The sequence below is a fragment of the Paenibacillus artemisiicola genome (genome assembly GCF_017652985.1).
GTDB lineage: Bacteria > Bacillota > Bacilli > Paenibacillales > Paenibacillaceae > Paenibacillus_Z > Paenibacillus_Z artemisiicola.
On record NZ_JAGGDJ010000018.1, the window covers coordinates 63,261 to 86,289 of the forward strand.

19 protein-coding genes are annotated in these 23,029 nt (G+C 63.9%); 16 read left to right on the forward strand and 3 right to left on the reverse strand.

Features of this window, described 5'->3' with window-relative positions; genetic code table 11:
- Window positions 1-56 precede the first annotated feature (56 nt).
- Together I8J29_RS19690 and I8J29_RS19695 are read right to left on the reverse strand one after the other, a co-directional pair.
- Window positions 57-866, reverse strand: coding sequence for a phytanoyl-CoA dioxygenase family protein (locus I8J29_RS19690; protein ID WP_208849218.1), 810 nt, complete (start codon window positions 864-866; stop codon window positions 57-59).
- Between the two features lie 131 nt (window positions 867-997).
- A complete protein-coding gene (locus I8J29_RS19695) occupies window positions 998-1,846 on the reverse strand; it encodes an AraC family transcriptional regulator (protein WP_208849219.1) in 849 nt (282 codons plus the stop codon).
- Between the two features lie 199 nt (window positions 1,847-2,045).
- Between I8J29_RS19695 and I8J29_RS19700 the strand changes: the two genes are divergently transcribed.
- On the forward strand, window positions 2,046-2,975 hold the full coding sequence (locus I8J29_RS19700; protein WP_208849220.1) for a manganese-dependent inorganic pyrophosphatase: 930 nt from the start codon (window positions 2,046-2,048) through the stop codon (window positions 2,973-2,975).
- A gap of 256 nt (window positions 2,976-3,231) precedes the next feature.
- Here I8J29_RS19700 and I8J29_RS19705 read toward each other — a convergent pair whose 3' ends face one another.
- A complete protein-coding gene (locus tag I8J29_RS19705) occupies window positions 3,232-4,212 on the reverse strand; it encodes an aldo/keto reductase (RefSeq protein ID WP_208849221.1) in 981 nt (326 codons plus the stop codon).
- 270 nt (window positions 4,213-4,482) lie between these two features.
- Between I8J29_RS19705 and I8J29_RS19710 the strand changes: the two genes are divergently transcribed.
- The 15 genes from I8J29_RS19710 (at window position 4,483) to I8J29_RS19780 (ending at window position 23,025) form a co-directional block, all read left to right on the forward strand.
- A complete protein-coding gene (locus tag I8J29_RS19710) occupies window positions 4,483-6,324 on the forward strand; it encodes a sensor histidine kinase (protein ID WP_208849222.1) in 1,842 nt (613 codons plus the stop codon).
- Window positions 6,325-6,482: 158 nt separating this feature from the next.
- The gene (locus I8J29_RS19715; protein ID WP_208849223.1) at window positions 6,483-7,781 is read left to right on the forward strand and encodes a response regulator; all 1,299 of its coding nucleotides are present in this window, start codon (window positions 6,483-6,485) and stop codon (window positions 7,779-7,781) included.
- 58 nt (window positions 7,782-7,839) lie between these two features.
- Window positions 7,840-8,748: a phosphotransferase family protein gene (locus tag I8J29_RS19720; protein ID WP_208849224.1), complete on the forward strand. Its 909-nt coding sequence runs from the start codon at window positions 7,840-7,842 to the stop codon at window positions 8,746-8,748.
- A gap of 182 nt (window positions 8,749-8,930) precedes the next feature.
- Window positions 8,931-11,165: a helix-turn-helix domain-containing protein gene (locus I8J29_RS19725; RefSeq protein WP_208849225.1), complete on the forward strand. Its 2,235-nt coding sequence runs from the start codon at window positions 8,931-8,933 to the stop codon at window positions 11,163-11,165.
- A 211-nt stretch (window positions 11,166-11,376) separates the two neighbouring features.
- On the forward strand, window positions 11,377-12,969 hold the full coding sequence (locus I8J29_RS19730; RefSeq protein ID WP_208849226.1) for an extracellular solute-binding protein: 1,593 nt from the start codon (window positions 11,377-11,379) through the stop codon (window positions 12,967-12,969).
- Window positions 12,970-12,980: 11 nt separating this feature from the next.
- A complete protein-coding gene (locus tag I8J29_RS19735; protein WP_338113238.1) occupies window positions 12,981-13,886 on the forward strand; it encodes an ABC transporter permease in 906 nt (301 codons plus the stop codon).
- Between the two features lie 2 nt (window positions 13,887-13,888).
- A complete protein-coding gene (locus I8J29_RS19740) occupies window positions 13,889-14,782 on the forward strand; it encodes a carbohydrate ABC transporter permease (RefSeq protein WP_420831136.1) in 894 nt (297 codons plus the stop codon).
- 8 nt (window positions 14,783-14,790) lie between these two features.
- Window positions 14,791-15,738 carry a sugar phosphate isomerase/epimerase family protein gene (locus I8J29_RS19745; RefSeq protein ID WP_208849227.1) on the forward strand — a complete coding sequence of 316 codons (948 nt, stop codon included), beginning with the start codon at window positions 14,791-14,793 and terminating at the stop codon, window positions 15,736-15,738.
- 8 nt (window positions 15,739-15,746) lie between these two features.
- Window positions 15,747-16,439 carry a hypothetical protein gene (locus tag I8J29_RS19750; protein WP_208849228.1) on the forward strand — a complete coding sequence of 231 codons (693 nt, stop codon included), beginning with the start codon at window positions 15,747-15,749 and terminating at the stop codon, window positions 16,437-16,439.
- Window positions 16,432-17,514, forward strand: coding sequence for a Gfo/Idh/MocA family protein (locus tag I8J29_RS19755; protein WP_208849229.1), 1,083 nt, complete (start codon window positions 16,432-16,434; stop codon window positions 17,512-17,514). The genes I8J29_RS19750 and I8J29_RS19755 overlap by 8 nt, the downstream gene beginning before the upstream one ends.
- Before the next feature lie 31 nt (window positions 17,515-17,545).
- Window positions 17,546-18,565 carry a Gfo/Idh/MocA family protein gene (locus I8J29_RS19760; protein ID WP_208849230.1) on the forward strand — a complete coding sequence of 340 codons (1,020 nt, stop codon included), beginning with the start codon at window positions 17,546-17,548 and terminating at the stop codon, window positions 18,563-18,565.
- Between the two features lie 419 nt (window positions 18,566-18,984).
- Complete coding sequence (locus tag I8J29_RS19765; RefSeq protein WP_208849231.1) at window positions 18,985-19,854, forward strand: carbohydrate ABC transporter permease; 870 nt, start codon at window positions 18,985-18,987, stop codon at window positions 19,852-19,854.
- 1 nt (window position 19,855) lies between these two features.
- Window positions 19,856-20,728 carry a carbohydrate ABC transporter permease gene (locus tag I8J29_RS19770; RefSeq protein ID WP_208849232.1) on the forward strand — a complete coding sequence of 291 codons (873 nt, stop codon included), beginning with the start codon at window positions 19,856-19,858 and terminating at the stop codon, window positions 20,726-20,728.
- A 199-nt stretch (window positions 20,729-20,927) separates the two neighbouring features.
- Complete coding sequence (locus tag I8J29_RS19775; RefSeq protein ID WP_208849233.1) at window positions 20,928-22,403, forward strand: ABC transporter substrate-binding protein; 1,476 nt, start codon at window positions 20,928-20,930, stop codon at window positions 22,401-22,403.
- Window positions 22,404-22,605: 202 nt separating this feature from the next.
- Window positions 22,606-23,025 carry a hypothetical protein gene (locus I8J29_RS19780; protein WP_240546336.1) on the forward strand — a complete coding sequence of 140 codons (420 nt, stop codon included), beginning with the start codon at window positions 22,606-22,608 and terminating at the stop codon, window positions 23,023-23,025.
- Window positions 23,026-23,029: the final 4 nt, after the last annotated feature.

Here is a 23,029-nt window from a genome sequence, read left to right on the forward strand (position 1 = left end):
AGGGCACGCTCCTCTACTGGAATCGGCCGCGCGGGCCGTCTACGAAGAGCATTATATCATCCCATCGCCATTTTGCCGACGGCCGAAGCGTCCGCGTCCTCGAACGCCTTCGGATCGTTGACCCACGGCGTGACCCCGAGCAGCATTTTGCGCATGTTCGTTGCCGCCGCGGCCTTCAGCGCCTCGGACGGCTCGTAGCCCGGCCACGCGCGCAGGCAGGACTGGGCGTAGTTGTAGATGAGCGAGCGCCGGGTGACGTCCGAGACGTTGCTGAGCGCCGAATGATACGTGTACGCGTTGAAGATGACGGCGGTGCCGGCCTTGACGTTCATCCGGGCGTGGCCGGGCATGTCCTCGGGCTTCTCCGCCGCCGGCAGCTCGTCGTTGCGCATCCGGTTGCTGCCCGGCAGGAACGCGAGGCAGCCGCCGTCGTACGGCACGTCGGAGAGAAAATAGAACACCTTCACCATGAACGGCACCGGCTTCTCGTTCATGACGATCTGCGTGGAGGAATCGCGGTGCCACGACGTATGCGCCAGCTTGCCCGGCGGCTTCAGCATCGCCTCGTTGTCGATCATGACGAAGGAATCGCCGAGCAGATCCCGCAGGATCCGCATCATGCGCGGATGCTCCATCAGCTCCACGAACGGCTCGCCGTGCTCGATAATGCCGCAAATCTGCCGCACGTAGTTCAACGCGCCCGTCGCCGGATTTTCGGCGCCCGAGGCTTCGAACCGCGCGAACGCCGCGTCGACCTTGGCGTTGTACGCGTCCGTCTCCTCGCGGCCCAAGAAATTCTCCACGACCAGATACCCGTCTCGTTCCCACATCGATTGCTGTTCTTCGGTCAATCCGTGCAAAGTCATCGTCCATGCCCTCCCGTAGCGGAATGCTTGATTTGATTCCAGTGTACGACGAAGACGAGGGCAAGAAAAGAAACGCGATTGCCGAATACCCACCATAAATTGCGGTCTTTGCGGAAGGCGGAAAACGGCGCTCAGAAGCGCCGCAGGCTCTTGCGGAAATCCCGGGGCGACGCCTTCTCGATCCGCAGGAAGGCGTGCAGGAACGCGTTGTAGCTGGCGAAGCCGCTCCGCTGGCCCGTTTCGCCGACGGACAGCGAGGTGTTGGCGAGGAGGCGCTTCGCGTGACGGACCCGCTTCAGCAGCACGTATTCCTTCGGCGTCACGCCGTACTGCTTCTTGAACTGGCGGATGAAATGATACAGGCTGAGCGCCGCGACGGACGCCAGCTCCGCGACGTCCTCCACGTCCAGATAATGCGCGTCGATATGGGCTTTGGCCCGCTTCAGCGCTTCGGGCTCCGCGCCGTGGCCGGCTTGCGGCGACGCGCCGAGCTCCTGCTTCAGGCGGCAGACTTCGAGCAGCAGCTCGTAGAGGCGGACGGACTGGGCCAGCTCGGACGCGGCGTCGTCCGCCATCGCGCCGATCAGCTCCGCGAGCAGGCGCTGCGCGGGGTTCGCGCGCGGCAGCGCCTGCAGGACGACGCACGACGCGCCGCCGAACAGCTTCGGCCAGTAATGCTCCATGTCCGCGCCGTCGAACACGAGATAATCCATCTCGAACGGATCTTGGTCCTCCGTGCGATAGGCATGCGGCAGGCGCATGTCGTGCAGGACGCAGTCGCCTTCGACGACGTCGATCCACCGGTTGGCGTGCTTGAACGCGCCTTGGCCTTTCGTGACGAGCATGATTTCGTAGGCGGGGTAATAGTCCCGCGTATAGAGGAACGCACCCTTCGGCGCGTCGCAGCCGCCGATCAGGCCGTAGAGCAGCCGGCTCCGGGCGAACTCGCCGGGCGTGTTGACATGTTGGAAGGTTTCCATCGGAACGGTTCCTTTCGCTGGCTTGCTTGTCTCTCTCCAGTATAGTATAGCGCGTCCGCGGCGTGGGCCGAACGATGGATTTCAAGGGGAACCGGAGGGGGATTTTTGCGGATTTCCCCGTATAGGAATAGGCATTGAGGACATTTAACGGTATAATACCCGATAGGAAGCCCAAAATATCTGTATAAGGAGTATTCACATGGCTAAAACATTGATTTTCGGACACAAAAACCCGGATACGGACACGATCTGCTCGGCTATCGCCTACGCGGACCTCAAGACGAAGCTCGGCCAGGACGTGGAAGCGGTTCGCCTCGGCGACGTGAACGGCGAGACGCAGTTCGCGCTGGACAAGTTCCAAGCGGCCGCGCCGCGTCTGGTCGAGACCGTCGCGAACGAAGCGGAAACCGTCATTCTGGTTGACCATAACGAACGCCAGCAAAGCGCGAGCGACATCGAGAAGGTGCGCGTCGTCGAAGTCATCGACCACCACCGCATCGCGAACTTCGAGACGGCCCACCCGCTGTACTACCGCTGCGAGCCGGTCGGCTGCACGGCGACGATCCTGAACAAGCTGTACAAAGAAAACGGCATCGCGATCGAGCCGAACGTCGCGGGCCTGATGCTTTCCGCCATCGTATCCGATTCCCTGCTGTTCAAATCGCCGACCTGCACGCCGGAAGACGTGGCGGCGGCGCGCGAGCTGGCGGCCATCGCGGGCGTGGACGCGGACGTGTACGGCCTCGACATGCTGAAGGCCGGCGCGGACCTGAGCCAGAAGACGATCGCGCAGCTGATCTCCCTCGACGCCAAGGAATTCTCCATGGGCGGCAGCAAGGTCGAGATCGCGCAAGTGAACGCGGTCGACGTGAACGACGTGCTCTCGCGCCAAGCGGAAGTGGAAGCGGCGCTGAACCAAATCATCGCGGACAAAGGCCTCGACTTGTTCGTGTTCGTCGTGACGGACATCCTGAACAACGATTCCGTCGCCCTGGCGCTCGGCAGCAAGGCAAGCGCGGTCGAAGCGGCGTACGGCGTGAAGCTGGACGCCAACAAAGCGGTGCTGAAAGGCGTCGTCTCCCGTAAATCGCAAATCGTTCCGGTGCTGACCGAAACGCTTAGCAAATAAGCCGATACGCCCCGCGTATCCCAAGGCGCCCCGCACGGCCGACGGCCTGCGGGGCGCTTTGTCGTTTTCGGGCGTATCGGGCGTATCGGGCGTCGGGCGTTACCGGGACGGACGAATCTGGCCGCCGGGGCAAACAGCCTCCGGTGCCAGGCGCTCGGAAGCGCAAACACCCGGGGCCGCCCGGTCAACGCGAGGTTGACCATGGCGAGCCTCCGGGTGTCTGGCGCGTGCCGCGGCTTCGGGCCGCGCCGCCGCGTTAAGGCAGGTTCCGTCCCAGCGCGGCCGTATACAGCCGGTACCAGTCCTCGCGGTCGAGGCGCAGCGTCGCCGCGTCCTTGCAGGCGCGGATCCGCTCGGGATTGACCGTGCCGATGACCGGCTGGATGCCGGCCGGGTGCGTCATGAGCCACGCGAGCACGACGGCTTCCGCCGTCGTGTCCAGCCGCTCGGCCAGCTCGGCGACGAGCTTCGCGGTCGCGGCGACGGATTCGCTCTGCCCTTCGAGCGAACGGCCGGAGTAAATGCCCTGCGCGAGCGGTCCCCACGATTGCAGCTGGATGTTCTCGAGCCGCATGTACTCCATCGAGCCTTCCGGGAACACGTTGTCGCGCGCCGTCTCTTGGTTGACGCTGATGGCGGTGTCGAGGAAGCCGTGCTTGCGCAGGCTCATCTCCAGCTGGTTGACGATGAACGGTTCGCCGCTGTACGCGGCCAGCAGGCGAATCTGGCCTTGGCTCATGTTGGAGACGCCGAAATGGCGCACCTTGCCCGACGCCTTCAGCCGCTGGATCGCGCGCGCCGTTTCTTCGGGATCGACGAGCGGATCCGGACGGTGCAGCAGCAGGATGTCCAGGTACTCCGTGCCCAGCCGTTCCAGGATGCCGTCGACGCTGCGCACGATATGCCCTTCCGTAAAGTCGAACCGGTGCGGACCTTCCTCGTCCGCGAAGCGGATGCCGCATTTGGATTGCAGGATGATCTCGCCGCGCAGCGACGGGCGTTCCTTCAGCACCTGGCCGAAGACGCGCTCCGCCTTGCCGGCGGCGTAAATGTCCGCGTGGTCGAACATGTTGATGCCGATCTCGAGCGCGGCGTCGAGCGCCTCGCGGCCTTGCCGGTAATGCTCGGCGGTAATCGCCGATCGGGCGTTCCAGTCGCCGCCGAGGCGCATGCAGCCGAGCACGAGCTGGCTGGCGGGAATGCCGCGGGTTTGCAGCGGAATCGGTTTCGTCGTCATAGGGTCCTCCGTTGTGGTATCTTGGATTCAACAGCTCTTGCCCATTATGCTGCAGGGCGCGGCGAATGAAAAGTACTGAAAATAGGGTTATGTAATGAGCCGCGGTATACCTACTGAGGCCGAGTATAGCGCACCGCGGCCGTCCCTCCGCGGGCATTCGCCGCCGCAAAGCCGGTAGAAGCGCGCCTCGCGGCGATAAGAATAGCCATAGGCAGGCGGCCGTCGTTTCTGCTATCGTAACCGTACGGGGCAAAAGGAGAGACTGGGGACATGGCACGCTTCCTGACCAATCCGCTGACGCGGATGAACGTCAAGCAACAGATCATTTTGCTCTTCATCGTCATGGTCAGCCCGATTCTGCTCCTGCAGTGGTACGGCAGCTCGAAGGCGGAGCAGATCCTGAAGAACCACGTGACGAACGCGTACGCGGAGCTGAACAAGCAGAACATCGCGCTCTTGAACCGGGACATCGACACGGTCACGAAGATCACGACGACGATCATTCAGAACCCGCTCACGCAGCAGCTCATTCCGAGCGACAAGGATACCGTCTTCGAACGGGTGCAGGAATACGCCAAGCTCGACAAGCTGATCGCGGGCTATTCCATCGCGGTGAACGGCGGGGAGGCGGTCTACTACAGCCTCTACGTCTACGATCCGCGCAACTACTATTCGTTCGCGCCGAAGCAGCCGATGACCCAGACCGGCGTCTATTTCTTCCAGGACCGCGACAAGCCGGCCTGGTTCGACGAGGCGGTGGCCAAGAAGGGCGAGGGGTATATGAAGCTGATCTGCACGAACGTCGGCTTCTCCGCGCAGACGACGCTGGCATACATCCGCGCCGTGTCGAACATCAGCGACTACGGCGTCATCGGCGTGCTGGTGGCCGCGAAGATGGATAAGAAAATCCAGGAGTCCCTGCAGAGCGTCTCGCTCCCGGACGGACAGATTTACTTCACGGACAGCGCGAACCGGGTGCTTGCCGCGACCGCCTCGGGCGCCATCGGCTCGGCGCTGCGGCTGCCGCCGGAGGCCGCGGCGCTGAAGGCCGGCAAGGACGGCATGATCAACCTCATCACCCCGGCATTCATCTACGTCATCAACGACAACCGGCTGCTGCAGCAGAAGCTGGTGTACAAAATCCCGGTCGACTCGCTGCTGCAGCAGCAAAACGAGCTGAAGCGCGTCATCCAGCTCATCTCGGTCGTCTATGTCCTGTTCGGCATCATCGTCATGCTGTATTTTTGGCAGTCGCTCATGAATCCGCTTACGCGGCTCGCCCATTTCGTGCGCGGCTTCGAGCCGGGGCGGCGCGTGCCGGAGACGCCGGGCAAAGGACGCAAGGACGAGGTCGGCCAGCTGATCTCGGCCTTGTACGACATGGCGCGGCGGCTGAACGTGCTGATCCATTACAAATACCAGAGCGAGATCAAGGAGAAGGAAGCGCAGCTGCAGCTGCTCTATCAGCAGATCAACCCGCATCTGCTCTACAACACGCTCGAGAGCATCTATTGGAAGAGTTCGCTCGAAGGCAACTCGGAATCGGCCGAGATGATCAAGGAGCTGTCGAAGCTGATGAAGATCAGCCTGAGCCGCGGCCGCGAGCTGATCGCGCTGGCGGAGGAGACGGAGCATGCCCGGGCATACGTCAGCCTGCAGACGATGCGGTACGAGTACGGGTTCGCCGTCGTCTGGCAGGTGCCGGAGGAGCTGCACGACAACCTCATTCCGAAAATCACGCTGCAGCCGCTCATCGAGAACGCCATCATCCACGGCGTGCGCCGCATGGGCGAGGACGGGGAGATCCGCATCGCGGCGCGGCTCGCGGACGGCGAGAGCGTCGAGATCCGCGTCGAGGACAATGGCTACAAGAAGGTCGATTTCGACGCCCTCCACCGGCTGCTGAACGAAGAGAAGGGCGACCCGTCCATCGGCTACGGCATCCGGAACCTGCACCAGCGGATCCGGCTGCATTTCGGCCCGCGCTACGGCATCCGCTACGAGAAGCGCGAGGAAGGGGGCACGGCCGCCATCATCCTCCTGCCGCGGACGGTCCGGGAGCCCGCGCGTGGAGGGACGGTAAAGGAAGATATATGCCATGGCAGGGAGTGACCGGAGAGTCGGATTGGAGTCGGAACAGCGTTAGCGGTCGCCTTTGTAGTCGAATGATTACATTGTAACCTAGTTCCAAATCGTTCGACTACAACAGCGAGTGTAGACCCAATTCGACCGCAGGCCACGTTTCCGCCATGCCCAAGGGGGCATTCACCATGTACAACGTGCTGGTCGTCGACGACGAACCGCTCATCTGCAAAGGGCTGTGCAGCCTGCTCGCCTCGTCCGGGCTCGCGATCTCGCAGCTGTTCACGGCGCATAACTGCTACGAGGCGATGGACTACCTGCGCATGGAGGACATCGACCTGCTGATCACGGACATCCAGATGGGCGAGATGAGCGGCATCCAGCTCATGCACCAGGCCAAGATGATCAAGCCGTGGCTGCCGGCGATCGTCATCTCCGCGCACGAGACGTTCCAGTACGCCCAGCTCGCCATCCGGCTCGGCGCGAAGGACTACCTGATCAAGCCGCTGAACGGCGAGCAGTTCCTGGATGCGGTCCGCAACGTGCTGCTCGGCGTCAACAAGGCGGTGCCGCCGCAGGACGAGACGCTCGCCGGCTTCCGCGAGCAATTCCGGCTCGAGCAGCCGACGCCGGAGCGGACCGCGCTGTTGCACCGGCTGCTGGCGGAGCCCGCGTCCGCCGCCGAGACGGCCGAGCGGCTGCAAGCGCGCTTCGGCACGGAGCTGTCCGGGCCGTACTATGCCGTCTTCCGCGTGCGGCTGGGCGCCGCGTCCGAGCTGCTGCAGTACGCCGCGCTGAACGTCGCCATGGAGCTGCTCGACCGGGAATGGCGGCCGGTTGCGTTCTACGACGGGGACGACGCGGTGGCGGTCATCGTCCAATGGAGCGACGCGCGGTACGAGGAGAACGGCACGAACAAGATCGACCAGCTCGACATGCTCGGCCGTAGCCTGCACGCGAACATCGCGAAGTACTTGCGCGTCCCGTGCGTCGTCGGCATCAGCCAGATTCTGCGCGGCGCGGCGTTCCTCGGCGAGCTCGGCGCGCAGGCAGCCAAGGCGGTCCGGTGGAACGAGGAGCACCGGGAGCTCGGCGTGTTCTACTACGGCGACTTCAGCTGGGCCCGCTATGCGCAAGGACAGGAACCGTCCGAAGAAGAGATGGCCGCGCGCAACAACCTGATCGTGGCGAAGGCCAAGGCGTACATCGACGAGCATTACGCGCAGAAGGGGCTGACGCTGCACGAGGTGGCGCAGAAGAACCACGTCAGCCCGAATTACCTCAGCTACCTGTTCAAGAAGAACACGGGGCATAACTTGTGGGAGTACGTCATCAAACTGCGGATGGAGGAGAGCCGCCGCCTGATTCTCCACACCGACCTGCGCCGGTACGAGATCGCGGAGCGCGTCGGCTATGAATCGCCGGAGCATTTCAGCAAAATCTTCAAAAAAGTGTACGGCGTCAGCCCGACGGAACTAAAGAAGTGAAGGAGAAGTAACCACAAGAGCCGCTGCCGACGGCAGCCGCGAGAAGGAGGAATTCCCAATGACAGATCCGCAAACCGCCGAACGCTTCGTGCAGGCCCGCTTCGGCGAACGCGCCCGATCGCTCGCGCCGCTCGCGACGGGCGGCTGGTCGAGCGCATACGCGCTCGTGCTCGACGGCCGCGACACGGTCATTCGCTTCGGCGCCTACCGGGCCGACTTCGAGAAGGACCGCGCCATGGGCGCGTATGCGACGGCCGCGCTGCCGATTCCGCGGGTGCTCGAGCTCGGCGAGACGGACAGCGGCTATTACGCCGTCTCCGAACGCGTCCGGGGGACGAAGCATCTCGAAGAGCTGGACGGACCGGAGCTGGAGCAGGCGCTGCCGCCGCTGCTCGACGGGCTCCGCGGGCTGCAGGAGGCGGATCTCGCCGGCACGCAAGCCGCCGGACTGTGGCGCCCGGAGGGGGAAGGACCGAGCTGGGGCGAGGAGCTGCTGGCGGTGACCGGGCCCCGGGATCGGCTCGCGGGCTGGCGCGAGAAGCTGGCCGCCTCGCCGCGGGAGGCGGCCGTCTTCGACGCCGGCGCGGCGAAGCTTCGCGAGCTGGCCCCGCGGCTGCCGGAATGCCGGGGACTCGTGCACAACGATCTGCTGAACCGCAACGTGCTGGTCGACGGCGGGCGGGTGACCGGCGTGTTCGATTGGGGGAACGCGTTCTACGGCGACCCGCTTTACGACCAGGCGCTCTTCCTGTATTGGCAGCCTTGGTTCCCGCATTGGCGGGGACTCGACCTGCCGGCGCTGCTGGACCGCCACCGGGCGAAGCACGGCGGTCCGCCGCCGCGGATGGAGGAGCGCCTGCTCGCCTGCCTGCTCCACATCGGGCTCGACCATATCGCCTACAGCGCGTTTCGCGGACGCGCCGAGGATATGCGCGGCAACGCCGAACAAGTGTCGGGCTATCTCTAGGCAGATCCGTTTACGCATGCCGCGCAAAGCCGCTTCGCAGGACGAAGCGGTTTTTTGCGTTTCCGTAAAGGGGCCGCCCGCAACACTGAGATAACATACCGGGTCTATCATGGGGACAACTGGCCGGTCGCGACGATCCGGGAGCGGCCGCCGACAAGACCGCTTGGAAAGTTGAGGTTGAAATGGATACGAAAAAATGGTACAAACGACTGCTGTTTTCCCACTTCGCCATCCTGTTCATCGCCGGCGCGGTCATCAGCGGAGGCGTCTATGCCGTGACGTACGCCAACGCGGCTGCCGATATGAAGAAGGCGAACCGCGCGTACGCGGAGCGCGTCCAAGACGGCATGACATCCTCCCTCAAGGCCATCGAGCTGATGCTCGCCAATCAACTCGTCAACAACGAAGCGATCGACGGCTTCTTCAACGACCCTTCCGGCAGCTCCAAGCTGGCCGCTTACCAGGCGTCCGGACAGATTGCCAAGATCCGCAGCAACCCGCTGATCCATTCGGTGTACTTCTACCGGCAGCGCGACCGGACGGTGCTGACCGGCGGCTACCGGCAGGCGCTGGACGATTTTCCGGACAAGCCGTTTGTGCTCGAATTGGAGGGGAAGCCGCGCGCCGATCATTGGTCGGCGGTGCGTACCTACAGCGAATTTCCGCTGATCGACCCGCCGGAGCGGATCATCTCGATCGTGAAGAACGCGCCCCATAATCAGGGGCTCGTCGTGCTGAACGTAAAGGCGGACGCGCTGCTCGCCGCGGCCGCGAAGCAGAGAAGCGGCACGCCCCATTATATGGATATCGCGGACGGCGACGGACAGCCGCTCTATTCGACCGGACCCTCCGCCTCCATCAGGAGCGGGACGCTGACCCGTCTGCGTTCCGACTATATCGGCTGGCGCTTCGCGAGCGGCACGGCCGGCGTGAATCTGGCCGCCGAGGCCGCCCGCCGCGCCCTGCTGCCGCTGGCGGTCATCCTTTCGGGACTCGCGGCCATCGTCGCGTTCATCCTCTACATGACCCGCCGGAACTACCGGCCCATCGAACGCATGGTGCGCCGGGTCTCGACGTACGGCGGCGAGCGCGGCGAGGCGGCAGGCGACGAGTTCATGCTCATCGAGAGCGCCTTCGATACGATGCTGAGCCGCATGGCGCTCATCGACCGGCAGCAGGCCGAGAAGAACGCGATCGCCGCGCGCGGCCGGCTGTTCGCGGAGCTGCAGGACGGCGAGCAGGGGCCGTCCGCGGAGGAATGGGCCGAGTACGCCCGGCTGCTCGGGCTGCCGGAAGATCCCCGCGGGCTCGCGGTCGCGATCGCGGAGATCGACAAGTACGTGCCGCGGATGCGGCAGAACCGCCAGGCGCTGCTGGACGACAAGCGGCGGTTGGAAGCGGAGGCGCTCCGGGCCGCGCACGAAGCGGCCTGCGTCCTCGGCCTGGAGTGGATCTCCGGCGACCGGCTGGCGATCCTGATCCGGGAAGCGCCGTCGCCGTCCTCGCCTGACAAGATCCTCCCAGTACGCGGCATGCTGGACGAGCTGCGGATGCGGGCCGGGCGCGAGCTGGCGTTTACGGTCACCATCGGCCTCGGCTCCGCGGCGGCGGACGTGGCCGGCGTCAAGGCCTCCTTCGGCGAGGCGCTCTCGGCGCTGCAGTACAAGATGACCGCGGGGAACGACCGGCTGCTTCTCTACCGGGAGATTCGGGACATGGAGCACCGCGTCGACTCGAACTGTTTCCGGTGGCTGGAGGACATGGTCCATCATTTCCGGATCCCGTCGCCGGCGTGGGAGGCCGATTTTGCCCGGATCTTCGATTATCTGGAGAAGCGGGTGCTGCGGAACGAGGAGCTGCAGCTGCTGCTGAACTATCTGACCCACCGGTTCGCCCGGGAGATGGAAGAGATCTCGCCGGAAATCAACGAATATTGGCACGGCGTCACCATGCCGAGCTTGGCCGAGGCGCTCCGGGAGACGTGGACGATGCGGGAAATCCGCGAACGGTACGGCGCGCTGCTGCGGGAGCTCTACGGGCGGTACGCCGCGATTCTGGAAGCCGGCAGCCCGTTTCACTTGATCTTCGACGTCAAAACGTATATCGAAGCGAACTTCGCGAACCCCGACCTGTCCTTGAATCACATCAGCGACCGGTTCGGCATCAGCGGCAAATACGTCAGCCAGCTGTTCAAGGACCGGTTCGACGTCAAATTCGTCGACTTCCTGATCGGGCTGCGCGTCCGGCAGGCGCAGGCGCTGCTGCTGGAGACGGAAACGTCCATTCACGAAATCGCCCGCCAAGTCGGCTACGAGCATGCCATCTCCTTCGGCCGCATCTTCAAGAAGACGGTCGGCGTCTCGCCCGGGGACTACCGCCGGCAGATGCTGCGCGGGAGAATCGGACACGAGTGCTGAATCCCCGCAACGCCCGAAAAACCGCCGTTACCGGCGGTTTTTCGACCTTTCGTATAGCGGCCGAATAAGGTTGGTTCCGCCGGAATCGCGGCCGCGGCGGCGAATCCGACGTTTGGTATGGCGCGCGGAAACGTGTAAATTGCCGCCTCCCGTTCCCCGCCGCTACACTCGGGGTGCAGTCCAAAATACGATAGCGAGGTGTTTGGAGGTTATGAGAAGGAAAGCACGCGGTTCCATGCTGGCGCTCGTCGCGGCGGCCGTGCTGGCGGCGGGATGTTCGCAGGCGAAGAACGAGGCCGGCGGCAATGCCGCGGCCGCGCCGGCCGGCGGCGCGACGGAGACGAAGCAGGTCACGCTGAAGGTCGGCATTTTCGACCGGGGGAATTCGCCCGCGGGGGTCACGGTCACGGACAACTATTGGACGCAATACGTGCAGAAGAACTTCGGCGACCCGAACAACATTAAAGTGGAATTCGTGCCGATTCCGCGCACCGACGCCACCGACAAGGTCAACGTCATGATGTCGAGCGGCGATGCCCCGGACATCGTGTTCGCCAACACGAACGTGCTGACCTCGTACGGCTATGCCAAGGACGGCGGGCTGCTCCCGCTCGACGACCTGCTCGACCAATACGGCCCGAACCTGAAGACGTACCTGGCTTCCACGCTCGACCGCGGCAAGGTGGACGGCGTGCAGTATTCGCTCCCGGGGCTGCGCGTCAACACGGGCAAGTACGAGAACCTCATTCGCAAGGACTGGCTGGACAAGCTGAACCTGCCGATGCCGCAGACGACCGACGAGGTGTACGCGGCGCTGAAGGCGTTCAAGGAGAAGGATCCCGGCGAGACCGGCGGCAAGGTCATCCCGCTCGGCTTCTCGCTGACGCCGGCGTCCATCGAGCCGATCGTCTGGTCGTTCATCCAGGACGGCTTGAGCGACGAACAGCGCTACACGCTGTCGGAAAGCCTGGGCTACCCGGTGCTGCTGCCCGGCCACAAGGACGCGGTCCGCTTCCTGAACAAGCTGTACGCCGAAGGGCTGATGAGCCCGGACTTCTCCCTCGACAAGGACGAGAAGCAGCTGTTCCAGGACGCCATGACGGGCAAAGTCGGCATGTACAGCGACAACCTCGGCAACAGCTACAACGACACGCCGGGCATCGCCAAGGTGCTGGCGCAGAACGTCCCGGGCGCCGACCTCGCGCCGGTCGATCCGTATACGAACGACGCCGGCAAGCATATCAAGCCGGAGTACGATCCGACGGGCTTCTTCCTCATGGTGCCGGCCGCGAGTAAGCGCGGCGCGGAAGCGATCAAGTATCTCGACTGGATGGCGCAGAAGGACGTGCTGTTCACGGTCATGAACGGCATCGAAGGCGAGGATTACACGCTCGTGAACGGACTCCCGCAGCGCAGCGGCTCCGACGAGACGAGCAAGCGGATGTACAACGCGAACGACATCGCGATGATTACGCAAGGCGAGGACTTCGGCAGCGACGAGAAGAACTGGGAAGCGGCCGCGGCCTCGGTGCCCGAACCGTTCCGGCAGCACGTGATCGACGCCTACCGCATGTCGCTGACGGACACGGTCAACTACGCGAACTTTACGACGCCGATCGAAGCCGAGACGAAGTACATGCCGACGCTGCAGGACAAATACGACGAGCTGATCGTCAAGAGCATCATGGCGAAGCCGGCCGATTTCGACAAGACGTATGACGACCTGCTGAAGGATTACATGGCGAGCGGCGGCGACGAGATCGTGAAAGAGCGCACGGAGGCGTTTAAGAGCTTGAACAAATAGAGGTGAACGGCGTGTCCAATAAACGGCTTTATTTCGCTCGGAATTGGCAGCTGTACGCGCTGCTGGTTCTGCCGCTCGCCTACTTCCTGATCTTCAAGTACGGTCCGATGTACGGCATTCTCATCGCGTTCCAGGACTACAACCTGTTCAAGGGCATTACGGGCAGTCCCTGGGTCGGACTGGACGTCTTCCGGGAAATCTTCGGCATGAGCGGCTTCTACGAGGCGCTGCGGAACACCTTCCTGCTGAACCTGCTGGACCTGCTGGTCTCCTTTCCGGCGCCGATCGTGCTGGCGCTGCTGCTGAACGAGCTGGCCGGCCGGCGGTTCAAGAAATTCGCGCAGACGGCGCTGTACCTGCCGCACTTCCTGTCCTGGGTCATCATCGGCGGGATGATGTACCAGGTGTTCGCGACCAACTCGGGCATCGTCAACGAGCTGCTCGGACGGCTGGGCGTCGCGCCGATACCGTTTCTGACCGATAAGTACGACTGGCTCGTCACGTATCTGGCCGTCGGCGTCTGGCAGAGCGCGGGCTGGGGCACGATCGTCTACCTGGCCGCCATCGCCGGCGTCAACGCCGAGCTGTACGAAGCCGCCGCCGTCGACGGGGCGGGCCGCCTGCGCCGGATCTGGTCCGTGACGCTGCCCGGCATCCGGCCGACGATCGTCGTCCTGCTCGTGCTGAAGATCGGGGAGCTCGTCCAGATCGGCTTCGACCGGCCCTTCGTCCTCGGCAACGTGAGCGTGCGCGATTTCTCGGAGGTCATCAGCACCTTCGTGTACAAGACGGGCATTCAGACGGCGCAGTTCTCGACGGCCACGGCGGTCGGCCTCTTCCAAGCGGCCGTCGGCATCGTGCTGCTCCTGGGTTCGAATTATCTCGCCAAAAAAATAACCGAGAACGGAGTTTTCTGACGATGGCCGAGAACGCGCGACGGATGGCGGGCCGAAGCGGCGGAGGCCGGCTGTTCGAGACAGTCAACGCCGTGCTGATCGCCGCGCTCGTCATCCTGTGCCTAGCTCCCTTGCTGCATATCGCCTCCATGTCGCTCAGCTCGAACCGCGCCATCCTGTCCGGCGACGTGACGGTTCTGCCGCTCGGCTGGAACGTCGACGCCTACCGGATCGTCTTCCAGGACGACACGATGCTCCGGGCGCTGCTGGTGTCGGTCGTGCTGACCGTCAGCTACACGTGCCTGGCGATGCTGCTGACGATCGCGGCCGCCTATCCGCTGTCGAAGCGGCTGCGCGGCAAGAAGATCGTCATGTTCCTGATCCTGTTCACGATGTTTTTCAGCGGGGGGACGATCCCCGATTATTTGCTCATCCGGAGCCTGCATCTGACGAACCACATCGGCTCGCTGATTCTGCCGGCGATCATCAATCCGTTCTTCCTGATCATTCTGATCACGTTCCTCCGTTCGCTGCCGGAAGGCCTGACGGAGGCGGCGGAGATGGACGGCAGCAGCCACTTCCGCACGCTGACGCGGATCGTGCTTCCGCTCTCGCTGCCGGCGCTGGCGACGCTCAGCTTGTTCTATGCCGTCGGCCGATGGAACGGCTTCATGGACGCGCTGATGTACATCACGAACCCGAAGCTGTACCCCATTCAGCTCAAGTTGTACCAGGTCGTCATGAACAGCATGACCAACGATCCGCTGTCGACGCAGGGCGACCAGCTCGTCGCGATCATGCCGGAGAGCATCAAGGCGGCGAGCATCATGTTCGCCACGGTGCCGATCTTGATCGTGTACCCGTGGCTGCAAAAATATTTCATCTCCGGCGCGATGCTGGGCTCGGTAAAGGAGTAGAAGCGCGGATGAACACCGAAGGTTTTTCGTTCTCCACCTGCTGGAACATCAAGAAGCATCCGGACGACGGGCGCGGCATGATCGAAGGGATCCGGGCGTTCGGGTTCGGCAGCGTCGAGCTCAATTACAACGTGACGCGCGCGCAGCTGGCGACGATCGAGCCGATGATCGAGGCGGGCGAGATCCGCGTCTCCAGCGTGCATCACGCGTTTCCGTTCGCGAACGACAAGGATTTCGACACGGATTCGCTCATGCTCGGCTACGCGGACGAAGCGAAGCGCAAGCATGCGGTGGAGCTGCTCAAGCAGTCGATCGAATACGCCGACCGCTACGGCGCCGGAGCGGTGGTCGTCCATCCTGGCGAGGTGCCGTTCGAGACGAACGTCGATGCGGAATTAAAGCGGATCTACCGCGAGCAAGGCAGGGATTCGGACGCCTATGCCGCGCTGTGGGCGGAGATGGCGGAGCGGCGGGCCCGGCTCGCGCCGGAGTACCTGGCGCGCATCCGGCGGAGCCTGGAGGAGGCGTGCGAATTCATCGCCCGAAGCGGCTACCGCGTCGCCGTGGGCATCGAGACGCGGGCGCGCTGCTATCAGATCCCGACGCTGCGCGAAGCGGGCGAACTCATCCGCGGCCTCGAAGGCGGGCCGATCGGCCTCTGGTACGATATCGGCCACGCCATGATGATGGAACGGATGGGATTGTACGACAACGCGCAGGACCTGCCGGACGTCGGTCCGCTTATCGTCGGCGTGCACATCCACGAGACGATCGGGCTGTCGGATCACTGGTGCCCGTACGTGCACAGCGGGGACGACGTTTATTTCGACCGGTTCCTGCCGGTCATCGATCGCGCGCCGATCAAGGTGTACGAGCTGAAGGCGGCCTGCGAGCCGGACGACATCGCGCAAAGCCACGCGCTGATCGCGAACAAATTAACCGCATTGAAAGGATGAAGCAAGCCATGACGAATTGGAACGCCGACTGGATCGCAACCTATGCCCCTTATCTGTATTTCGACCGTAACGAGCCATTCTTCCCCGTCCGCGTGGGCATTACCGTGCTGGAGGCGTCCGGGCCGTCCCCGTCGACGCGCCGCACGTTCGAATTCAAAGACCCGAACCTGCAATGCATCATCGAATACGCGATCTATTGGGATTACGACATCCAGCATCTGTACGAGCTGGAGCACGTGTGGGTGTACGTCGGCCGAGGCAGCGAGGTGCTGGACTGCGACGCCAGCTTCCACGGCACGCACTTCAAAGGGCTGCTGCGCGACCGCGGCAACCTCGTCGACGGCACGCACGTCAAGCTGTATTCCCAGCCCGGCAAGCACGCGTTCATGCCGCAGGCCGACATGTTCTACCTGCTGCCCGATCTGATGGTCGCCACGGACGAGACCGCCGGCCGGCGGGGGCTGCTCGTCACCGGCCCGTTCGACGGCGTCTATTCGACCGACGACGAGACGAACCGGCTCGTGGAGCGGTACTTGAAGACGTTCCGCTTCAAGCCTTCGATGGAATTCGAGGAATACCGCATCGATCCGGCGCTGTACACGACATGGCCGGAGCTGCACAAGGAGGTTCCGCTGCGCATTCAAAACTGTCTGGCGGACATCAAAGAAGCCCTGCGAAAGGAGGATTCGGCCCATGCGTGACCGCTTGAAAGTCGGCATCGTCGGCTGCGGCTCGATCGCGAACGGCAAGCATCTGCCCTCGCTGAGCAAGCTGCCCCACGTCGAGCTGTGCGCGTTCAGCGACATCGCGGCGGAGCGGGCGGAGCAGGCCGCGGAGAAGTTCGGCGCGCCCGGCGCCCGCGTCTACGCGGATTACCGCGAGCTGCTGCTGGACGGCTCGATCGACGTCGTCCACGTCTGCACGCCGAACGACGCCCACGCCGAGGTCTCGATCGCGGCGCTGGAGGCCGGCAAGCACGTGATGTGCGAGAAGCCGATGGCGAAGACGGCGGCCGACGCCCGCCGCATGGCGGAGGCGGCCCGGCGCACGGGCAAGAAGCTGACGATCGGCTACAATAACCGGTTCCGGCCGGACAGCCAATACATGAAGCAGGCCTGCGCGAACGGCGACTTGGGCGAGATTTATTTCGCCAAGGCGCACGCGCTGCGCCGGCGGGGCGTGCCGACTTGGGGCGTGTTCCTGGATCGGGAGAAGCAGGGCGGGGGCCCGCTGATCGACATCGGCACGCACGCGCTCGACCTGACGCTGTGGCTGATGGACAACTACGAGCCGCGCGCCGTGCTCGGCACGTCGTATCGCAAGCTCGCGCCGCGCAAGGACGCGGCCAACGCCGACGGCTCCTGGGATCCGGAGACGTTCACCGTCGAGGACGCGGCGTTCGGCATGGTCGTCATGAAGAACGGCGCGACGGTCATGCTGGAGTCGAGCTGGGCGATCAACATGGTCGACACGCTGGAAGCCCGCTACACGCTGTGCGGCACCGAAGGGGGCGCGGACGTGAAGGACCGGCTGCGCCTGAACGGCGAGAAGTACGGACGGCTGTACGAGAACGAAGTGAAATTCGACGTCAAGGGCGCCGACTTCTTCACGGGACGCAAGGAAAGCATGCACGACCGGGAGATCCGGCTGTGGATCGAGGCCGTCCTGAACGACACGCAGCCGGTCGTCACGCCGGAGCAGGCGTGCGTCGTCTCGGAGATCATCGAAGCCGTCTACGAATCGAACCGTACCGGACGCGCGGTCTATTTCGACTGAGCCGACCGGAGGATGGAAAGGAGCGAGTCCGATGTTGCGGATCGCGATATTGAGCTTCTGGCATGTCCATGCCAAGGATTACGCGCTGCAGGCGGAGCGGCATCCGGACACCGAGGTCGCGGCGGTATGGGACGAGAATCCGGCGCGCGGCCGCGCGGAGGCGGAGGCGCGCGGCGTCCCGTATTACGCCGAGCTGGCCGGGCTGCTGGCGCGGCCGGACATCGACGCCGTCATCGTGACGGCGCCGACGGCCATGCACCGCGCCGTGATCGGGGCCGCGGCCAGAGCAGGGAAGCATGTGTTCACGGAGAAGGTGCTGGCGCCGACCGTCCGGGAATGCCGCGAGCTGCTGACGGACGTCCGCGCGTCCGGCGTGCAGCTGACGGTCTCGCTGCCCCGGCTGAACATGCCGTTCGCGCTCGCGGCGCGGGAGGTCGCCTCGCAAGGCTTGCTCGGCAGGCTGACGCAGGTGCGCGCGCGGCTGGCCCACAAAGGCGCCCTGTCGGCGGCCGGACTGCCGGAGCGCTTCTACCGCCTGGCCGAAAGCGCGGGCGGGGCGATGATCGATCTCGGCTGCCATCCGATGGTGCTGACGCGCCTGCTGCTCGGCATGCCGGAGAGCGTCTCCGCCAGCTACGGCTGCGTGACCGGCCGGGAAGCGGAGGACAACGCGGCGGCCGTGCTGCGCTATGCGAACGGGGCGATCGGCATCGTCGAAGCCGGCTTCGTCAACCCGTTGTCGCCGTTCACGCTGGAAGCGCACGGCACCGAGGGAAGCCTGAGCTATTCGCTTCACACCCGCAAGCTGATCGTCGCCAGCTTGGCGAACGGCGACAATCCGGTCGCCGAATGGCCGCTGCCGGAGGCGCTGCCGTCCGATTTCGAGCAGTGGGTGGCGCGGATCGGCGGGGTCGGCCTCGAGGCGGGCGCGCGCAATCTCGAGACGGCGCTCGACCTGACCCGGCTGATGGAAGCGTCCAACCGCTCCGCCCGCTCGGGCCGGGCGGTCAGGCTGGACGAGCTGGAGCAAGAGCAAGAGGCGGGGGAATAACGAGGCGTAACGAGGCGTAACGAGGCGTAACGAAGCGCCGAGCCACGGATCGAATGGACGATCACGCGGCGAGGGAGGCAGCCCGGAAACCGGCTGCCTCTTTGCCGTTCCGTCGTGCTTGCCGGCGAACGGTTTGCCGGCGCGTCTGCCGCCGGCGGCGAACGGCTGCCGTTCATGAGACGAACCCGGCCCGGAGATGGTACGATGGGAGTACGCGGGCAGCGGCGGACGAGTCCGGTCCGCCCGCGCGGAATAAGAAGAATAAGAAGAATAAGAAGTAAGATCGCCCATGATCCCCATAGAACCGCACATGTTCAGTCCCGCCCGCCGCCTCTAGAATGGGGAGGTACGGAAGAAATGGCCGATCCGGCCCCACCGGCCGGCGGCCTTCCGAGGAAGAGCATGAAAGAGGGGACACTATGCGGATCACCGCGCGACTTCGCAAGCATCTATGGGGGTATTTGTTCATCGTGCCCGCCGCCGCCGTCTTCGTGATGTTCCTGTGGATGCCGATCGTTAAAGGCTTCGTCTACAGCTTCTATCACATCGACTTCGTCAAGGGCAATTCGTTCGCCGGGCTCGACAACTACAAGACGGTGTTCCGCGATCCGGACGTCCGGACGGCCGTCAAGAACACGCTGTACTACATGTTCCTCTGCCTCGTCATCGGCTTCTGGGTGCCGATCGTCTTCGCGATCTCCATCTCCGAGCTGAAGCGGTTCCAAGGCTTCGTCCGCGTGGCCGCCTACCTGCCGAACGTCATTCCGGTCGTCGTCCTGTACGGGCTGTGGCGCTGGCTGTACGACCCGGCCGGCCCGATCAACGCGGTCGTCACGGGCTTCGGCAAGGATCCGGTCTCGTTCATGACCGACACGGGCTGGTCGATGATCTCGCTCGTCTTCATGGAGACGTGGCAGCAGTTCGGCGCGGCCATGCTCATCTACCTGGCCGCCGTGCTCAGCATCCCGCGCGACCTGTACGAGGCGGCGGAGATCGACGGCGCCGGCGTATGGCGGCGAATCCGCCACGTCACGCTCCCGTTCATCCGCGGCATCATCGTGCTGCTGTTCGTCCTTCAGCTGATCTCGACCTCCCAAGGCTACCAGTCCCAAATGGCGATGCTCGACGGCGGCCCGAACCAGGCGACGCTGACCTACGCGCTCTTGATCGTCAAGTACGCCTTCACGCGGCTCGATTACGGCGCGGCGTCCTCGCTCGGCGTGCTCATGTTCCTCGTGCTCGGGGGACTCGCCGTGCTGCAGCACCGGTTAAGCAGGGAGGCGAACTGACATGAAGCACCAAGAACGCGGCATTCTGTCCCGCTACGACCTGCACAAGACGCCGAACCGCATCGCGTACGGCCTGATGCTGCTCGTCATTATCGCCATGGTCGCGTCGATGCTGTATCCGATTCTCGTGACCTTGTTCAACGGCTTGAAGTCCAACGCGGAGGTCAACTCCTTCCCGCCGCATTTCCTGCCGGAGCACTGGACGTTCGACACCTTCGGGAAAGGCTGGCGCTACATCGACCTGCCGATGTTCTTCCGCAACACGCTGATCATCTTCGCGGGCAACATGGCCGTAACCGTGCTCGTCCTGGGGCTGGCGGCGTTCAGCCTGTCGCGGCTGAACATTCCTTACGGCCGCGGCATCCACTTCTTCTTCCTGGCGGCGCTGTTCATCCCGCCGACGACGTACATCGTGCCGAACTTCGTCAACCTGAAGGATCTCGGCATGCTGAACACGTTTCAGGCGTTCTGGCTGCCCGCGGGGGCGAACGCGTTTTTCCTCCTGCTGCTCAAAAGCTTCTTCGACGGCATCAGCCACGAGCTGTTCGAAGCGGGCCGCATCGACGGCGCGTCGGACTTCCGGCTGTTCGCGGGCATCGCGCTGCCGCTGTCCGTGCCGATCTTCTCGACGCTCGCGATCTTCGTGTTCTCGACGGCGTGGAACGACTGGTTCTGGCCGTCGCTCGTCATGCATACCGACCAGAAGCGGCCGCTCGCGACCGCGATCTACCAATACGTCATCAACGTGCGCAGGCTCGACACGAACGTGAAATTCGCCATGCTGACGATGGTCATGCTGCCGCCGATCCTCGTGTTCCTGCTGTTCCAGCGGTTCATCATCCGCGGCCTTCACATGGGCGGCGTCAAGGGATGAGCGCTTGCGTCATGGGAGCGGACCGCGCGCGGTTCGGCGCCGGGCAGGCGCGTTTCCACGGGGATCGGGCGCGTTTCTACGCCGGGTGCCGGCATCGTAGACCTGCACACGATCGACATAGGAATGCACATTCTGCTTTGCCCGCGGCTCCCTTATGATGGGCGTGTAAGGCAAACTAAACGCGAAAAGGGGAACGTACATGAGAAAGCTTCGCAAAGCGTCCGTCATCCTGGCGAGCGTGGCCATGCTGACGGGCGCGTTGACCGCGTGCGGCGGCGGCAACAACGGGAACAACGGGGGCGGCACGGGCAATACGGGAGCGTCCGGTACGAACGACGCGGGCACGAACGCCGCGGCCGGCAACGGCGGCGATGCCGCGGGGAACGACGCGTCCGCGAAGAAAATCACGATCAGCATCTACTATCCGACGCCGGATCTCGTGGAGAAGCGCGCGCTCGAAGACGACAAAATCAAGCGCTTCAACGAGAAATACCCGAACGTCGAGATCGTGAAGAGCGACTGGCAGTACAACCCGAACGAGATCGGCATCAAGATGGGCGCGAACGAGGCGCCGACGCTGTTCAACACGTACGCGACGGAGGGCAAATTCCTCGCCGAGCGCGGCTGGGCGGCGGACATCACCGACCTGTACGACAACTACGAATTCAAGGATCAGATGAATCCGATCCTGCAGAATCAATTCATCATCGACGGCAAAGTATACGGCATCGCGCAGCAGGGGTACGTGACGGGCACCGTCGTCAACAAGAAGATGCTGGACGATAAGGGCGTGGCCGTGCCGCCGTACGATTGGACGTGGGACGACATGCTGAACACGGCCAAGGCGGTCGCCGATCCGAAGAAGGGCGTCTCCGGCATCGCGCCGATGGGCAAGGGCAACGAGGCCGGCTGGAACTGGACCAACTTCCTGTTCGAGGCGGGCGGCGAGATTCAGACCGTCGAAGGCGGCAAAGTGACGGCGGCGTTCAACTCCGACGCCGGGGCGAAGGCGCTCGGCTTCTACCATAAGCTGGCCTGGGAAGCGAACGCGATTCCGAAGGATTTCGCGCTCGGCTGGGGCGACGCGGTCGGCGCGTGGGCGCAGGGGCGTACCGCGATGGTCATCGCCGGTCCGGACGGCCCGGTCGATCAAGGCTTGAACCAAGGCGGCATGAAGCCGGAGAACATTCTCGTCTATCCGATGCCGAAGATGGACGCGAGCGGCAAGCATACGGGCGTGCTCGGCGGCGACTTCCTCGTCATCAACCCGAACGCGGCGAAGGAGGAGCAGGAGATGGCGTTCAAGTACGCGACGTTCGACTACTTCTCCGACAAGGGCCTGGAGTCCGTCGAGGCGAGCATCCAGCAGCGCAAGACGGACAACAAATATTTCGTGCCGCCGGTCATCCAATACTTCACGGACGACTCCGAATACGGCCAAAAGGTCAAAGCGGTGTACGCGAAGTACGACAACGTGTACCCGTACAGCCCGGACATCATGAGCCTGCTCGACGGCAAGCCGGAGGCGCAGTTCAACACGCAGGACTACTACGCGGAGATGACGCTGAACGTGCAGTCGGTGTTCTCGAACAAGAACGTCGACGTCAAGGCGGCGCTCGACGCGTCCGCGAAGAAGATGCAGGAGAAGTTCTATAACGCGATCAAGGTCGAGTAGCCCGAAGCGCGGGCGCGCGAAATCGAAGGCGAAACGGCGTTTCCCGCCGGCTGCGGGGGACGCCGTTTATTGTGCTGCCGTCGTGCGGGAATAGGCTTGCACGCCGGACTTCGGGAAGGAAAATAATTGCTGCGGCTTCGGCGCAATCGCCTTATAATGGGAAAGCTCGGCTATTCTACCCGTATATTGGGAGGTCATACGATTGAAGGCGATACGCAAGGCCATGCTGCTGATTCCCGCGCTGCTGCTCGCGGCGCAGCCCGTGACGGCCGCGTCCAAGACGGCCAAGATCAAGGTGACGTTCGTCCGCGCGACGCTGGCGCAGAACAACCACGTCGGCAACGAGTGGTGGACCGGCGGCTACGTCAACGGCAAAGAAGTGCCGGAAGGCGGCTCGGTTACGTTGAACGTGAAATCGACGGATACGATCAAGCTGCTCGCCGAGGCGCAGGAGCAGGACAAGTATCCGGACGACGGCCAGGCGAGCGCCGCGGTGAAGGTCTCGTCGGTGACGAAGAGCCTCGACAAGGCGCTGTCGGTCACCGTCACGGAGAACCGCGGCCGCTACTCCGGCAACACGGCGAAGTGGAAGTTTACGTTCAAGATTCAGCGCGTATCCTAGCATG

Coding starts and splice junctions, on each gene's coding strand:
- I8J29_RS19740 (WP_420831136.1), top strand. CDS start 13,889: ATGGCCGAGAACGCGCGACGGATGGCGGGCCGAAGCGGCGGAGGCCGG.
- I8J29_RS19750 (WP_208849228.1), top strand. CDS start 15,747: ATGACGAATTGGAACGCCGACTGGATCGCAACCTATGCCCCTTATCTG.
- I8J29_RS19775 (WP_208849233.1), top strand. CDS start 20,928: ATGAGAAAGCTTCGCAAAGCGTCCGTCATCCTGGCGAGCGTGGCCATG.
- I8J29_RS19700 (WP_208849220.1), top strand. CDS start 2,046: ATGGCTAAAACATTGATTTTCGGACACAAAAACCCGGATACGGACACG.
- I8J29_RS19720 (WP_208849224.1), top strand. CDS start 7,840: ATGACAGATCCGCAAACCGCCGAACGCTTCGTGCAGGCCCGCTTCGGC.
- I8J29_RS19765 (WP_208849231.1), top strand. CDS start 18,985: ATGCGGATCACCGCGCGACTTCGCAAGCATCTATGGGGGTATTTGTTC.
- I8J29_RS19745 (WP_208849227.1), top strand. CDS start 14,791: ATGAACACCGAAGGTTTTTCGTTCTCCACCTGCTGGAACATCAAGAAG.
- I8J29_RS19695 (WP_208849219.1), bottom strand. CDS start 1,846: ATGGAAACCTTCCAACATGTCAACACGCCCGGCGAGTTCGCCCGGAGC.
- I8J29_RS19760 (WP_208849230.1), top strand. CDS start 17,546: ATGTTGCGGATCGCGATATTGAGCTTCTGGCATGTCCATGCCAAGGAT.
- I8J29_RS19705 (WP_208849221.1), bottom strand. CDS start 4,212: ATGACGACGAAACCGATTCCGCTGCAAACCCGCGGCATTCCCGCCAGC.
- I8J29_RS19690 (WP_208849218.1), bottom strand. CDS start 866: ATGACTTTGCACGGATTGACCGAAGAACAGCAATCGATGTGGGAACGA.
- I8J29_RS19770 (WP_208849232.1), top strand. CDS start 19,856: ATGAAGCACCAAGAACGCGGCATTCTGTCCCGCTACGACCTGCACAAG.
- I8J29_RS19755 (WP_208849229.1), top strand. CDS start 16,432: ATGCGTGACCGCTTGAAAGTCGGCATCGTCGGCTGCGGCTCGATCGCG.
- I8J29_RS19715 (WP_208849223.1), top strand. CDS start 6,483: ATGTACAACGTGCTGGTCGTCGACGACGAACCGCTCATCTGCAAAGGG.
- I8J29_RS19725 (WP_208849225.1), top strand. CDS start 8,931: ATGGATACGAAAAAATGGTACAAACGACTGCTGTTTTCCCACTTCGCC.
- I8J29_RS19730 (WP_208849226.1), top strand. CDS start 11,377: ATGAGAAGGAAAGCACGCGGTTCCATGCTGGCGCTCGTCGCGGCGGCC.
- I8J29_RS19710 (WP_208849222.1), top strand. CDS start 4,483: ATGGCACGCTTCCTGACCAATCCGCTGACGCGGATGAACGTCAAGCAA.